The organism is Streptomyces sp. LS-MS-L19 (assembly GCF_058382285.1).
The window spans coordinates 2,464,533-2,477,241 of the sequence record NZ_JBYCLL010000001.1 but is presented as its reverse complement, the minus strand read 5'-3'; the positions used below and the strand labels follow the sequence as shown (position 1 = coordinate 2,477,241).

The 12,709-nt window shown below is 69.8% G+C and carries 9 protein-coding genes; 1 reads left to right on the top strand and 8 read right to left on the bottom strand.

The features are described from left to right. Positions 1–62: 62 nt before the first annotated feature. The 8 genes from AC2XR2_RS10945 to AC2XR2_RS10910 form a co-directional block, all read right to left on the bottom strand. On the bottom strand, positions 63–779 hold the full coding sequence (locus tag AC2XR2_RS10945; protein WP_020137532.1) for an ABC transporter ATP-binding protein: 717 nt from the start codon (positions 777–779) through the stop codon (positions 63–65). Continuing rightward, the gene (locus AC2XR2_RS10940; RefSeq protein WP_449349007.1) at positions 776–1,621 is read right to left on the bottom strand and encodes an ABC transporter ATP-binding protein; all 846 of its coding nucleotides are present in this window, start codon (positions 1,619–1,621) and stop codon (positions 776–778) included. Before AC2XR2_RS10940 ends, AC2XR2_RS10945 begins: the two co-directional genes overlap by 4 nt. 5 nt (positions 1,622–1,626) lie before the next feature. Next, the gene (locus AC2XR2_RS10935; RefSeq protein WP_381301504.1) at positions 1,627–3,396 is read right to left on the bottom strand and encodes a branched-chain amino acid ABC transporter permease; all 1,770 of its coding nucleotides are present in this window, start codon (positions 3,394–3,396) and stop codon (positions 1,627–1,629) included. Between the two features lie 5 nt (positions 3,397–3,401). Next, the gene (locus tag AC2XR2_RS10930) at positions 3,402–4,331 is read right to left on the bottom strand and encodes a branched-chain amino acid ABC transporter permease (protein ID WP_330267610.1); all 930 of its coding nucleotides are present in this window, start codon (positions 4,329–4,331) and stop codon (positions 3,402–3,404) included. Between the two features lie 133 nt (positions 4,332–4,464). Continuing rightward, positions 4,465–5,691 (bottom strand): branched-chain amino acid ABC transporter substrate-binding protein, encoded by a 1,227-nt coding sequence (locus AC2XR2_RS10925; protein WP_449349026.1) that lies wholly within the window; start codon positions 5,689–5,691, stop codon positions 4,465–4,467. Between the two features lie 226 nt (positions 5,692–5,917). After that, positions 5,918–6,601: a hypothetical protein gene (locus AC2XR2_RS10920; RefSeq protein ID WP_491514922.1), complete on the bottom strand. Its 684-nt coding sequence runs from the start codon at positions 6,599–6,601 to the stop codon at positions 5,918–5,920. 343 nt (positions 6,602–6,944) lie between these two features. Then, positions 6,945–7,406, bottom strand: a complete 462-nt coding sequence (locus AC2XR2_RS10915) for a hotdog fold thioesterase (RefSeq protein WP_449349005.1) — start codon at positions 7,404–7,406, stop codon at positions 6,945–6,947. A 55-nt stretch (positions 7,407–7,461) separates the two neighbouring features. Continuing rightward, positions 7,462–9,741: an FdhF/YdeP family oxidoreductase gene (locus AC2XR2_RS10910; RefSeq protein WP_491514921.1), complete on the bottom strand. Its 2,280-nt coding sequence runs from the start codon at positions 9,739–9,741 to the stop codon at positions 7,462–7,464. A gap of 236 nt (positions 9,742–9,977) precedes the next feature. On the opposite strand from AC2XR2_RS10910, the gene polA reads away from it, so the two are divergent. Beyond that, complete coding sequence (gene polA, locus AC2XR2_RS10905) at positions 9,978–12,707, top strand: DNA polymerase I (RefSeq protein ID WP_449353078.1); 2,730 nt, start codon at positions 9,978–9,980, stop codon at positions 12,705–12,707. Positions 12,708–12,709: the final 2 nt, after the last annotated feature.

The following is a 12,709-nucleotide window of genomic DNA, read 5'->3' as shown; positions in this document are numbered from 1 at the left end:
GCACAAGACGAGGCCCGCGTCCCCGAACAGGGGGCGCGGGCCTCGTCGTACAGCCGAAGGGGTCAGTCCTCGCCGAGGTACGCCTTGCGGACCGACTCGTCGTGCAGGAGGTCCTGGCCGGTGCCGGAGAGGACGATGTTGCCGACCTCCATGACGTGTCCCTGGTCGGCCAGGGAGAGGGCGGCCTGGGCGTTCTGTTCGACCAGGAGGATCGTCGTGCCCTGGGACTTGAGTTCGACGATGGTCGCCATGATCTTCTGCATCATGATCGGGGAGAGGCCCATGGAGGGCTCGTCGAGCATGAGGAGTTTCGGCTGGGACATGAGCGCGCGGCCCATGGCGAGCATCTGCTGCTCGCCGCCGGACAGGGTGCCCGCGGCCTGGTTGCGGCGCTCTCCCAGGATCGGGAAGAGGTCGTAGGCGCGCTGTATGTCCTTCTCGATCCCTTCCTTGTCCTTCCTCAGGAACGCTCCGAGCTGGAGGTTCTCGAAGATGGTCAGGCGGGGGAAGATGTGCCGGCCTTCGGGGGAGTGGGCGAGGCCGAAGGAGACGATCTTGTGGGCCGGGATGCCGCTGAGCGGCTTCCCGTCGAACGTGATCTTTCCGGAGGTCGGCTTCAACAGGCCCGAGAGGGTGCGCAGTGTCGTCGTCTTGCCGGCGCCGTTGGTGCCGATGAGGGTGACGACCTGGCCGGCTTCGACGCTGAAGGAGATGCCTTTGACGGCTTCGATCTTGCCGTAGGAGACCCGGAGGTCCTCGACTTCGAGGAGTGCGGTCACTGGCCTTCTCCCTTGGTGCTGGTGGTGCCCGCTTCGGCTGCGTCGGCCTCGGCGGCTTCCGCCGTGCCGGGGTCGCCGTCGAAGGGTTCTCCGAGGTAGGCGGCGATGACGCGTTCGTCGGCCTGGACGACCTCGGAGGTGCCTTCGACGAGTTTTTCGCCCTGGACGAGGACGGCGACGCGGTCGGAGAGGTTGAAGACGAAGCGCATGTCGTGCTCGATGAGGAGGACGGCGATGCCCTTGTCGCGGATGGCGAAGACCAACTCCTCGGTCGCCCGCGTCTCCTGGGGGTTCATGCCGGCCGTGGGCTCGTCGAGCAGGAGCAGGCCGGGCTCGGAGGCCAGGGCTCGGGCGATCTCCAGCTTGCGCTGTTCGCCGTAGGGGAGGTTGCGGGCGAGGTGGTCGCGCTTGCCGGCGAGGCCGATGAACTCGAGGAGTTCCATGGCGCGTTCTTCGCTGGCCTTCTCCGCCTTCTTGAAGCCGGGGCCGCGGAGCAGCGCCGACCAGAGGCCTTCCTTGGTCCGCGTGTGGCGGCCTACGAGGACGTTCTCGAGGACCGTCATGTTGGCGAAGAGGCGGATGTTCTGGAAGGTGCGGGCGATGCCGGCCTTGGTGACGAGGTGGGGCTTGGGCGGGAGGACGGTGCCTTTGTAGGAGACGGTGCCCTCGGTGGGGACGTACAGCCCGGTGAGGCAGTTGAAGAAGGTCGTCTTGCCGGCGCCGTTGGGGCCGATGAGGCCGACGATCTCGCCCGCGTTGACGGTGAAGTCGACCGAGCGGACGGCGGTGAGGCCGCCGAAGCGCATGGTGACGTTGCGGGCCTCGAGTACAGGTGTCGTCATGGTGCTCACGCCCCGGCCTTGGTGACGGCGGTCGGTTCGCCGGACAGTGTTGTTGTCTCTGGTACGTCGAGTTGGCCGGTCTCGTGGAATTCGAGCTGTCGGCGGCGGTTGGCGATGATGCCTTCGGGGCGGAAGCGCATCAGCAGGATGAGGGCGATGCCGAAGGCCAGCAGCGACTTGTCCTGGAGGAAGACGAGCTTCTCGGGCAGCAGGTAGAGGAGTGCGGCGCCGAGGATGGGGCCGGCCACCGTGCCCATGCCGCCGAGGACCACCGCGGCCAGGAGGAAGGCCGAGTTGGGGGGTGTCGAGCCCGCGAACTGGTACGGCGTCGGGACGACGCTGTAGGTGACGTGGGCGCTGACGGTGCCGGCGAGGCCGGCGAGGGCGGCGCCGAGGGCGAAGGCGATGAGCTTGACGCGGAAGCCGTTGATGCCCATGGCGGTGGCGGCGGTCTCGTCCTCGCGGATGGCGATCCAGGAGCGGCCGATGCGGGAGTCGGCGGCGCGGGTGTAGACCAGGACCACGATGGCCATGATCAGCACCATGAGCAGGTAGTAGTTGGCGAAGCGGCCGATGGTGAAGCCGGCGATGTCGTGGGCCTCGCCGAGGTTGAACCCGAAGAAGTTGAGGTCCGGGATCGACGGGATGCCGTTGGGGCCGTTGGTGATGTCGGGGCCGGATTCGCCGTCCATGTTGTTGACGGCGATGCGGAAGATCTCTCCGAAGCCGAGGGTGACGATGGCGAGGTAGTCGCCGCGCAGTCGCAGGGTGGGGGCGCCGATGAGGACGCCGAAGATGAGCGATGCGGCGGCGCCGGCGAGGGCGGCGGCCCAGAAGGGGAAGTGGACGCCGGAGAAGCGGGAGAACTCGGAGCCGGAGACGAGGGCGGCGGTGTAGGCGCCGACGCCGAGGAAGGCGACGTATCCGAGGTCGAGGAGGCCCGCGAGGCCGACGACGATGTTGAGGCCCAGGGCGACGGTTCCGAAGATCAGGATGTTGACGCCGATGTTGGCGTAGTGGTCGTCGGTCTGGGTGAAGGGGAACGCGATCGCGGCGGCGAAGCCCATGGCGAGCGTGAAGCTGCGGTTGTGGGCGACGATCCGGGAGAAGCGGTCCATGAGGCCCGCGGTGTGCAGGGCCCAGACGGCGAAGACGACGACGATGAGGTAGCCGACGAAGAGCTCGCCGTACTCGGTGTCGATGCCGTAGGTGAAGACGGCCAGGCCGACGATGGTGGCGAGGGTGATGATCGCGCGCTCGACCCAGGGGCTGATGGGTGCGGGGGCGGGGATGCGGTCGGGCTTGGCGAGGTACGCCTTGACGTTGCCCTTGGCGTTCGCGGTGCGGGTCTCGGGGAGGGCGAAGGCGCCGATGACGGGGAGGAGGGAGGCGATGGCCGCGACCCAGCCGCCCGGCTCGAGGTTGGCGAGTCCGCCGAGTTCGGCGGCGATCGAGACGATCGTGTACCAGGTGACGCCGAAGCCGCCGAGGGCGGTGAGCACCAGGGGGGCGTTGTTGCGGGCGGGGATGAGGGCGCGCAGGCCGGGGATGTCGTAGGCCGCGAGGGCGAACACCGTGATGAGGAGGCCGGCGATGAAGGTCAGCCACTGGAGGCCGCCGGGGTAGCCGGTGATGGTGAGGTCGCCGGGGAACTCGCTGGTCCAGGTCCAGGCGAGGAAGGCGGAGGCGGCGGTGGCGATGCCGCCGGCGAGGAGGAGCGCGCGGGCGGCTGCGAGGGGCAGCGGGATCAGGCCGCGGGTGATGGTGTCGGTCATGGTGGTCACGCCCTGTCCGCGACGCGTTCGCCGAGCAGGCCTTGTGGCCTGACGAGGAGAACGATGATGAGGAGCGCGAAGGCCCAGACGTTGGCCCAGCTCTGGCCGCCGAGCTTGTCCATGCCGGGGATGCCGTCGATGTAGGCGGAGGCGAGGGTCTCGGCGACGCCGAGGACCAGGCCGCCGAGCATGGCGCCGTAGATGTTGCCGATGCCGCCGAGGACGGCCGCGGTGAAGGCCTTGAGGCCCATCAGGAAGCCCATGCGGTAGTCGATGTTGCCGTACTTGAGGCCGTAGGCGACGGCGGCGACGGCGGCGAAGAAGCCGCCGATGGCGAAGGCGATGACGATGATGCGGTTGGTGTCGATGCCCATGAGCTGTGCGGTGTCCGGGTCCTGGGCGGTGGCCTGCATGGCGCGGCCGGTGCGGGACTTGCGGACGAAGAAGGCGAGCGCGGACATGCAGACGATCGCGGCGACGATCAGGAAGATGTCGGCGTCCTTGATGGTGACGGAGCCGATCTCGTGGGTGGCGTCGAGGCCGGGGAAGGCGACGGCGCGGTCCGCGTGCGGGTAGAAGTTGCGGACGACTTCCTGGAGGGCCAGGGAGAGGCCGATCGCGGTGATGAGTGGTGCGAGCCGTGGTGCTCCGCGCAGGGGCCGGTAGGCGAACCGTTCCGCTCCGACCGCGATGAGGATCGCGACGATGCCGCCGCCGACGAGCATCAGGGGGACGGCGACGGCCATCGAGACGCCGTCGGGAAGGATGTAGAAGTAGACCGTGAAGGCCCCGAAGGCGCCGGTCATGAAGATCTCGCCGTGCGCGAAGTTGATGAGCTGGACGATGCCGTACACCATCGTGTAGCCGATGGCGATCAGCCCGTACATCGAGCCCAGAAGCAGCCCGTTGGCCAGCTGCTGCGGCAGGGTGTTCACCGCGTGGCCTCCATTGTCGCTGGTGGTCGTGTGCACTGGTGGTGTGCAGGGGTGGGGTGTGGCAAGGGCCGCGCGGTCGGGGTCCCCTCCCGCGCGGCCCGTGTGGTGGTGCTGTCTGCTGTGGGGGCCCGGACTAGCCGAGGTCGGCGGTGCCGGTCTTCACAGCCTTCCACGCGCCCTTGGTGACCTGGTAGACGGTGAGCTGCTTGTTGGTGGTGTCGCCGTACTCGTCGAAGGAGACCTTGCCGGAGATGCCTTCGAAGTCGGACTTCTGGACGTTGTCGACGACGGAGGAGCGCAGGGCGTTGATGTCGCTGGGGACCTTGCCGTCGTTGGCGTCCACGGCGGCCTTCACGGCCTTGATGATGGCGGTGGTGGCGTCGTAGGAGTACGCGCCGTAGGCGCCGTAGTCACCCTTGTAGCCCTTGGCCTTGTACGTCTCGATGAACGTCTTGGCGGCGGGCAGGGTGTCGGCGGGGACACCGACGGCCGTGGCCAGGTCGCCCTCGGAGGCGGCGCCCGCGGTCTCGATGTAGGTGGAGGCGAACATGCCGTCGCCGCCGAAGAGCGGGATCTTGACTCCGCCGTCCTTCATCTGCTTGGTGATCAGCGACGACTCGTCGTACTGGCCACCGTAGTAGAGGAGGTCGGCCTTGGAGGTCTTGATCTTGGTGACGAGGGAGCCGAAGTCCTTGTCGCCGGTGTTGACGTGGTCGGTGCCGACCACGGTGCCGCCGAGCTTCTTGAACTGCTCGTTGAAGATCTTGGCGAGGCCGGCGCCGTAGGTCTGCTTGTCGTCGACGACGAAGACCTTCTTCTTCTTGAGGCCGTTGTACGCGTAGTCGGCGGCGAAGCTGCCCTGGAGCTCGTCGGTGGTGGCGGTGCGGAAGTACGTCTTGTAGGGACGCTTCTTGGCCGTCTGCCAGTCCTTGCCCTGGGTCAGGGCGGGGTTGGTGTTCGAGGGGGAGATCTCGACCATGTTGGCCGAGGCGAACACCTGCTGCATCGACTGGGCGACACCGGAGTTCAGCGGGCCGACGGCGCCGACGGCGGTCTTGTCGCCGGTGATGGCGGTGGCGTTGGACTGGCCGGTGGCCGGCTGCGCCTTGTCGTCGTAGGCCTTCAGCTTGAAGGTGACGCCGGGGACGAGCTTGTTCTTGTTGGCGTCGTCGACGGCGATCTGGGCGCCGTACTGGATGCCGAGACCGGTGGTGGAGTTCTCGCCGGAGAGCGGGGCGTCCACGCCGATGGTGAGGGTGGTGCCACCCCCGCTGTCACTGTCGCCGCCCTTGTCGTCTCGGGAGCCGCAGGCGGTGAGTGTGAGAGCCCCCGTCGCCATGACGGAGGTCAGGATCACCATGGAACGTCGCACAATCAGTCCTTTCCGCAGGCACGCGCGCCCTCGTGGGTGCGGCTGGTGCCCGCGCTTTACCGAACTCCCGATGGAGCGGTGACTGGCCGTGACTCTAAGCCCGGTTTGCAGGCAGCGGCATCGCTGTGCACTGGCTTGTGACTTTCTTGTTATGACGTGGTGGATGGTGGGCTTCCGCGGAGGGGGCTCTCAGCCGTTTTGGCGGAATTTCCCCTCAGTCCGCATTTTGAGAACCTGCACTTCCGCTTGGCCGTCCGGCCTGTGGCAGGGATGTCGGCGAGCAGGCGCCTCGGAGGAGCTGGAAAAGGTCGTGGGAGTACGCCCGGCCGAAGATGAAGCTGTGGTGCTGTATTGCGCGCGCGTTACGGAGCGTTACGTCAAGAAATGGTAGGTCGGCATTACGGGGCAGGCCGGAACAGTCGGAAACCGCTATCTCCACGGTGACCCGGTGTGTCGTGCCGGCGTGCACGGTGAAGGCCTCGGGTACGGCGTGGGCGCTGAGGCCGGGGAAGGCGGCGCCGGTGACCTGGAGGGTGACGGGCGGTCCGTGGCTGACGTCGACGGCGAAGCGGAACCGTCCGCTGGTGGGGTGGGTGCCGGCGGGCTCCGGGAGTCCGGCGGGGCCGAGGTAGCGCCAGGCGGTGACGTTGGCGGGCCAGGGGAGGGGGGTGGCGGGCGGCTCGGGGCGGGGGTCCTCGGGCAGGGCGCGGGGGAGGAGGACTCCGGCCGCGAGCAGGGCGGCCGCCGTCGCCGCGAGGGCCTTGCGTGCGCGTGGCGTCAGCCCGTCCCACCACGCGCGCCAGCGATCCGTCAGCCGGGGCGCGTCGGCGCCGATGACGTCCTGGCTCTTCCCCGTGTCCGTCGAGTCGACTGGCTCGACGGGACCGATCCCGGTCATGAGGCCGACCTCATGGGGAAACGGTAGGGGAGCGGGGGGCTGGTGCCCAGCCGGTGCGCGGGTTCCGGGGGGCGGGGGCTGGGTCAAGGCCTCAGGCGGATCAGGCCGGTGTGGCGGGGGGCCGACAGGCTGGTCTGCGGCGTTGGCGTCGGTGCCGGCTCCCGCCAAGGGGTCCCGTCGCGGGTCGCCCTCCTCCGCCTTCCGGTTCGACACGTCCAGACCTGGCCGCAGGGCGTTCCGGTCCGCGTACGACCCCGGCGGCGTCGTCGGCGACGAGCGTGGTCGAGCCCTGTGTCGATCCGCACCGTTCCCCACGCGGCTGACCCGATCCGCCCGGCAGGGCCTAGCGGGCCGGGGCCTCGCGTAGGAGGCAGGTCAGGCGGGCGGTGCAGACGCGTCGTTGCTGGTCGTCGCTGATCACGATCTCGTAGGTCGCGGTGGAGCGTCCCCGGTGCACCGGGGTGGCCACGCCGGTGACGAGGCCGGAGCGGACGCCGCGGTGGTGGGTGCAGTTGAGGTCCACGCCGACGGCGATCTTGGAGCTGCCGGCGTGCAGCATGGAGCCGACCGACCCGAGGGTCTCGGCGAGGACGGCGGAGGCGCCGCCGTGCAGCAGCCCGTACGGCTGGGTGTTCCCCTCGACCGGCATGGTCCCCACGACCCGTTCGGCGGAGGCCTCCACGATCTCGACGCCCATGCGCGTGCCCAGGTGTCCGGCCGAGAACATCGCGACGAGGTCGACGCCGAGGGCGGCGTACTCGTCGATGACCTCCTGCGGGAACGTGACGTGCTGCTGCTCACCCATGGGCCAGGGCTCCGTTCATCGTGTGCGCTACGGCTGCCTACGGCTGAGCAAACGCTCAGTCGGTCGCCGATTGTTCCAGACGTACGACGACGGACTTGCTGGCCGGGGTGTTGCTGGTGTCGGCGGTGGCGTCCAGCGGCACCAGGACGTTGGTCTCCGGGTAGTACGCGGCCGCGCAGCCCCGGGCCGTCGGATAGTGCACGACCCGGAACCCGGGCGCCCGCCGCTCCACCCCGTCCTTCCACTCGCTGACGAGGTCGACGTACGACCCGTCGGCGAGCCCGAGACCGCGCGCGTCCTCGGGGTTGACCAGCACGACCCGGCGGCCGTTCCTGATGCCCCGGTAGCGGTCGTCGAGGCCGTAGATCGTGGTGTTGTACTGGTCGTGCGAGCGCAGTGTCTGGAGCAGCAGCCGGCCCTCGGGCAGCTCGGGGTACTCGACGGGCGCGGCGGTGAAGTTGGCCTTGCCGGTGGCGGTGGGGAAGCGCCGCTCGTCGCGCGGGGCGTGCGGCAGGGTGAAGCCGCCGGGGCGGGCCACGCGCGCGTTGAAGTCCTCGAAGCCGGGGATCACGCGGGCGATGCGGTCGCGGATGGTGGCGTAGTCCTTCTCGAAGTCCTCCCAGGGCGTGGTGCTGTTCTCGCCGAGGACCCGGCGGGCGAGGCGGGCCACGATGGCGGGCTCGGACAGCAACTGCCCGCTCGCCGGCTCCAGACGGCCCCGGGAGGCGTGCACCATGCCCATGGAGTCCTCGACGGTCACGAACTGCTCGCCGCTGCCCTGGACGTCACGCTCGGTGCGGCCGAGCGTGGGCAGGATCAGGGCACGCGCGCCCGTGATCGCGTGCGAGCGGTTGAGCTTGGTCGACACGTGCACGGTCAGCCGGGCGCGCCGCATGGCGGCCTCGGTGACCTCGGTGTCGGGGGAGGCGGAGACGAAGTTGCCGCCCATGGCGAAGAAGACCTTGGCCTCGCCGTCGCGCAGGGCGCGGATGGCGCGGACCACGTCGAAGCCGTGCTCGCGCGGCGGGGCGAAGCCGAACTCCTTCTCCAGGGCGTCCAGGAAGGCGGGCGCGGGACGCTCGAAGATGCCCATGGTGCGGTCGCCCTGGACGTTGGAGTGGCCGCGGACCGGGCAGACGCCGGCGCCGGGGCGGCCGATGTTGCCGCGCAGCAGAAGGAAGTTGACGACCTCGCGGATGGTCGGCACGGAGTGCTTGTGCTGGGTGAGGCCCATGGCCCAGCAGACGATGGTCCGCTCCGAGGCGAGGACCATGGAGAGGGCCTGCTCGATCTCCTGCTGGGACAGCCCGGTCGCGGTGAGCGTCTCCTCCCAGTCGGCGGCGCGGGCGGCCGCGGCGAACTCCTCGTAGCCGTGGGTGTGTTCGGCGACGAACGCCTCGTCGACGGCGCCCTCCGTCTCCAGGATCAGCTTGTTGAGGAGGCGGAAGAGGGCCTGGTCGCCCCCGATGCGGATCTGGAGGAAGAGGTCGGTGAGCGCGGCGCCCTTGACCATGCCCTGGGGGGTCTGCGGGTTCTTGAAGCGCTCCAGGCCCGCCTCGGGCAGCGGGTTGACGCTGATGATCTTCGCGCCGTTCGCCTTGGCCTTCTCCAGGGCGGAGAGCATGCGCGGGTGGTTGGTGCCCGGGTTCTGACCGGCGACGATGATCAGGTCGGCCCTGTAGAGGTCCTCCAGCAGGACGCTGCCCTTGCCGATGCCGATGGTCTCGCTGAGCGCCGAACCGGACGACTCGTGGCACATGTTGGAGCAGTCCGGCAGGTTGTTGGTGCCGAGCTCGCGCGCGAAGAGCTGATAGAGGAACGCGGCCTCGTTGCTGGTGCGGCCCGAGGTGTAGAAGACGGCCTCGTCGGGGGAGTCGAGGGCGGCGATCTCCTCGGCGACGATGTCGAACGCGCGCTCCCAGGAGACCGGCTCGTAGTGGGTGCCGCCCTCGGGGACGTACATGGGGTGGGTAAGCCGGCCCTGCTGGCCCAGCCAGTAGCCGCTGCGGTGCGCGAGGTCGGCGACGGGGTGCGCGGCGAAGAACTCCGGGGTGATCCGGCGCAGGGTGGCTTCCTCGGCGACCGCCTTCGCGCCGTTCTCGCAGAACTCCGCCGCGTGCCGGTGGTCCGGCTCCGGCCAGGCGCAGCCGGGACAGTCGAAGCCGTCCTTCTGGTTGACCCGCAGCAGCGTGAGCGCGGTGCGCCTGACGCCCATCTGCTGCTGGGCGATGCGCAGGGTGTGGCCGATGGCCGGGAGGCCGGCCGCCGCGTGCTTCGGTTCGGTGACCTGCGGAGCGTCCTGAACCGGATCACCCTTGGGCGGCTTCGTGGCCATCGCGCACTCTCCTTCGCCTACACGTGCGAGTACGTTCCCGATCCTCCCACGGGGCGGTGACAACGATCACCCCCCGGGGGTCGGGGACGGGAAGGGACCACAGCTTGCGTCCCGCGTTCCCGGGGCGCTTCGCCTCGCTTCGGTTACGACGCCGACCGGCCCCCGGAGAAGCTCGTGGGCGGTGCCGGGCTCACCGCGGCAGCCGACTGTCAGTGCCGCGTGGCAGGATCGGGGGCGTGGCAGAGACAGCAGCGAAGAAGACCGACAACAGCCCCGGCGGCAGCCGCCCGCGCCTGATGCTCATGGACGGGCACTCGCTGGCCTATCGCGCGTTCTTCGCGCTGCCCGCGGAGAACTTCACCACCGCGACCGGCCAGCCGACCAACGCGATCTACGGCTTCGCGTCGATGCTGGCCAACACCCTGCGCGACGAGGAGCCCACCCACTTCGCGGTGGCCTTCGACGTGTCCAGGAAGACCTGGCGCTCCGAGGAGTTCACGGAGTACAAGGCCAACCGCTCCAAGACCCCGGACGAGTTCAAGGGCCAGGTCGAGCTGATCGGCGAGCTCCTCGACGCCATGCACGTCTCGCGGTTCGCGGTCGACGGCTTCGAGGCCGACGACGTCATCGCCACGCTCGCCACTCAGGCCGAGGCCGAGGGCTTCGAGGTGCTGATCGTCACCGGCGACCGCGACTCCTTCCAGCTGGTCTCCGAGCACACCACCGTCCTCTACCCGACCAAGGGCGTCTCCGAGCTGACCCGGTTCACTCCGGAGAAGGTCTTCGAGAAGTACGGGTTGACGCCCGCCCAGTACCCCGACTTCGCGGCCCTGCGCGGCGACCCGTCCGACAACCTCCCCGGCATCCCCGGCGTCGGCGAGAAGACCGCCGCGAAGTGGATCAACCAGTTCGGTTCGTTCGCGGAGCTCGTCGAGCGGGTCGAGGAGGTCAAGGGCAAGGCCGGGCAGAACCTCCGCGACCACCTGGAGTCCGTCAAGCTGAACCGCCGCCTCACCGAGATGGTGCGCACGGTGGAGCTGCCGAAGACGGTCACCGACCTGGAGCGCCTGCCGTACGACCGCAAGACCCTCGCGATGATCCTCGACACCCTGGAGATCAGGAACCCCTCCCTGCGGGAGCGGCTGCTGGCCGTGGACCCGGGCGCCGAGGAGGCCGAGGGCGCCCCCGTCGCCGCGCCCGGCGTGGCGGTGGACGGCACGGTGCTCGGCACCGGCGAGCTGGCCGGCTGGCTCGCCGAGCACGGCGCACAGCAGCCCCTCGGCATCGCCACGCTCGACACCTGGGCACTCGGCACCGGATCGGTCGCCGAGGTCGCCCTCGCCGCGGGCGGCGGGGCGGCCGCCTGGTTCGACCCGTCCGAGCTGGACGAGGCCGACGAGCGCGCGTGGGTGGCCTGGCTCGCCGACGCCGACCGGCCCAAGGTCCTGCACAACGCCAAGGGCGCCATGCGGGTCTTCGCCGAGCACGGCTGGTCCCTCGCCGGAGTCGGCATGGACACCGCGCTCGCCGCCTACCTCGTCAAGCCCGGGCGCCGGTCCTTCGACCTGGACGCGCTGTCCCTGGAGTACCTGGGCCGGGAGCTGGCGCCCGCCGCCGCGGCCGACGGGCAGCTCGCCTTCGGCGCGGACGACGGGGCCGAGGCCGAGGCGCTGATGATCCAGGCGCGGGCCGTGCTCGACCTGGGCACGGCCTTCGCGGGCCGCCTGGAGGAGGTCGGCGCGGCGGACCTGCTGCGCGACATGGAACTGCCCACCTCCGAACTGCTGGCCCGCATGGAGCGGCACGGCATCGCCGCCGACCGGGCCCACCTGGAGGCCATGGAGCAGATGTTCGCCGGGGCGGTCCAGCAGGCCGTGAAGGAAGCGCACGCGGCGGCCGGGCACGAGTTCAACCTCGGCTCGCCCAAGCAGCTCCAGGAAGTCCTCTTCGGGGAGCTGGGCCTGCCGAAGACGAAGAAGACGAAGACCGGCTACACGACGGACGCGGACGCGCTGGCGTGGCTGGCGACCCAGACGGACAACGAACTGCCGGTGATCATGCTCCGGCACCGGGAGCAGGCCAAGCTGCGGGTGACCGTGGAGGGCCTGATCAAGACGATCGCCGCGGACGGCCGTATCCATACGACGTTCAACCAGACCGTCGCGGCGACGGGACGCCTGTCGTCGACCGACCCCAACCTCCAGAACATCCCCGTCCGCACGGACGAGGGGCGGGCGATCCGGCGCGGGTTCGTGGTGGGGGAGGGCTTCGAGTCCCTCATGACCGCGGACTACAGCCAGATCGAGCTGCGGGTGATGGCGCACCTCTCCGAGGACGAGGGGCTCATCGAGGCGTTCACGTCCGGGGAGGACCTGCACACCACCGCCGCCTCGCAGGTCTTCGCGGTCGAGCCCGGCCAGGTCGACGCGGAGATGCGGCGCAAGATCAAGGCGATGTCGTACGGGCTGGCGTACGGGTTGTCCGCGTTCGGGCTCTCGCAGCAGCTGAACATCGAGGCGGGCGAGGCGCGGGCGCTGATGGACGCGTACTTCGAGCGGTTCGGCGGGGTGCGGGACTATCTGCGGCGGGCGGTCGACGAGGCGCGGGCCACGGGGTACACGGCGACGCTGTTCGGGCGCCGGCGGTATCTGCCCGACCTCAACAGCGACAACCGCCAGCGGCGTGAGGCGGCCGAGCGGATGGCGCTGAACGCGCCGATCCAGGGCACGGCGGCGGACATCGTGAAGATCGCGATGCTCAAGGTGGACGGGGCGTTGCGGGAGGCGGGGCTCGTCTCCCGGATGCTGTTGCAGGTCCACGACGAAATCGTGCTGGAAGTGGCTCCGGGGGAGCGGGAGGCCGCGGAGTCGATCGTGCGGCGGGGGATGGCGGACGCGGTGCGGTTGCGGGTGCCGCTGGGGGTTTCGGTGGGGGATGGGGCGGACTGGGAGTCCGCAGCGCACTAGCC

Excerpts from the sequence above, each read along its gene's own strand:
- AC2XR2_RS10940 (WP_449349007.1), bottom strand. The coding sequence starts at position 1,621 with ATGACGACACCTGTACTCGAGGCCCGCAACGTCACCATGCGCTTCGGC.
- AC2XR2_RS10935 (WP_381301504.1), bottom strand. The coding sequence starts at position 3,396 with ATGACCGACACCATCACCCGCGGCCTGATCCCGCTGCCCCTCGCAGCC.
- AC2XR2_RS10925 (WP_449349026.1), bottom strand. The coding sequence starts at position 5,691 with ATGGTGATCCTGACCTCCGTCATGGCGACGGGGGCTCTCACACTCACC.
- AC2XR2_RS10920 (WP_491514922.1), bottom strand. The coding sequence starts at position 6,601 with ATGACCGGGATCGGTCCCGTCGAGCCAGTCGACTCGACGGACACGGGG.
- AC2XR2_RS10915 (WP_449349005.1), bottom strand. The coding sequence starts at position 7,406 with ATGGGTGAGCAGCAGCACGTCACGTTCCCGCAGGAGGTCATCGACGAG.
- AC2XR2_RS10910 (WP_491514921.1), bottom strand. The coding sequence starts at position 9,741 with ATGGCCACGAAGCCGCCCAAGGGTGATCCGGTTCAGGACGCTCCGCAG.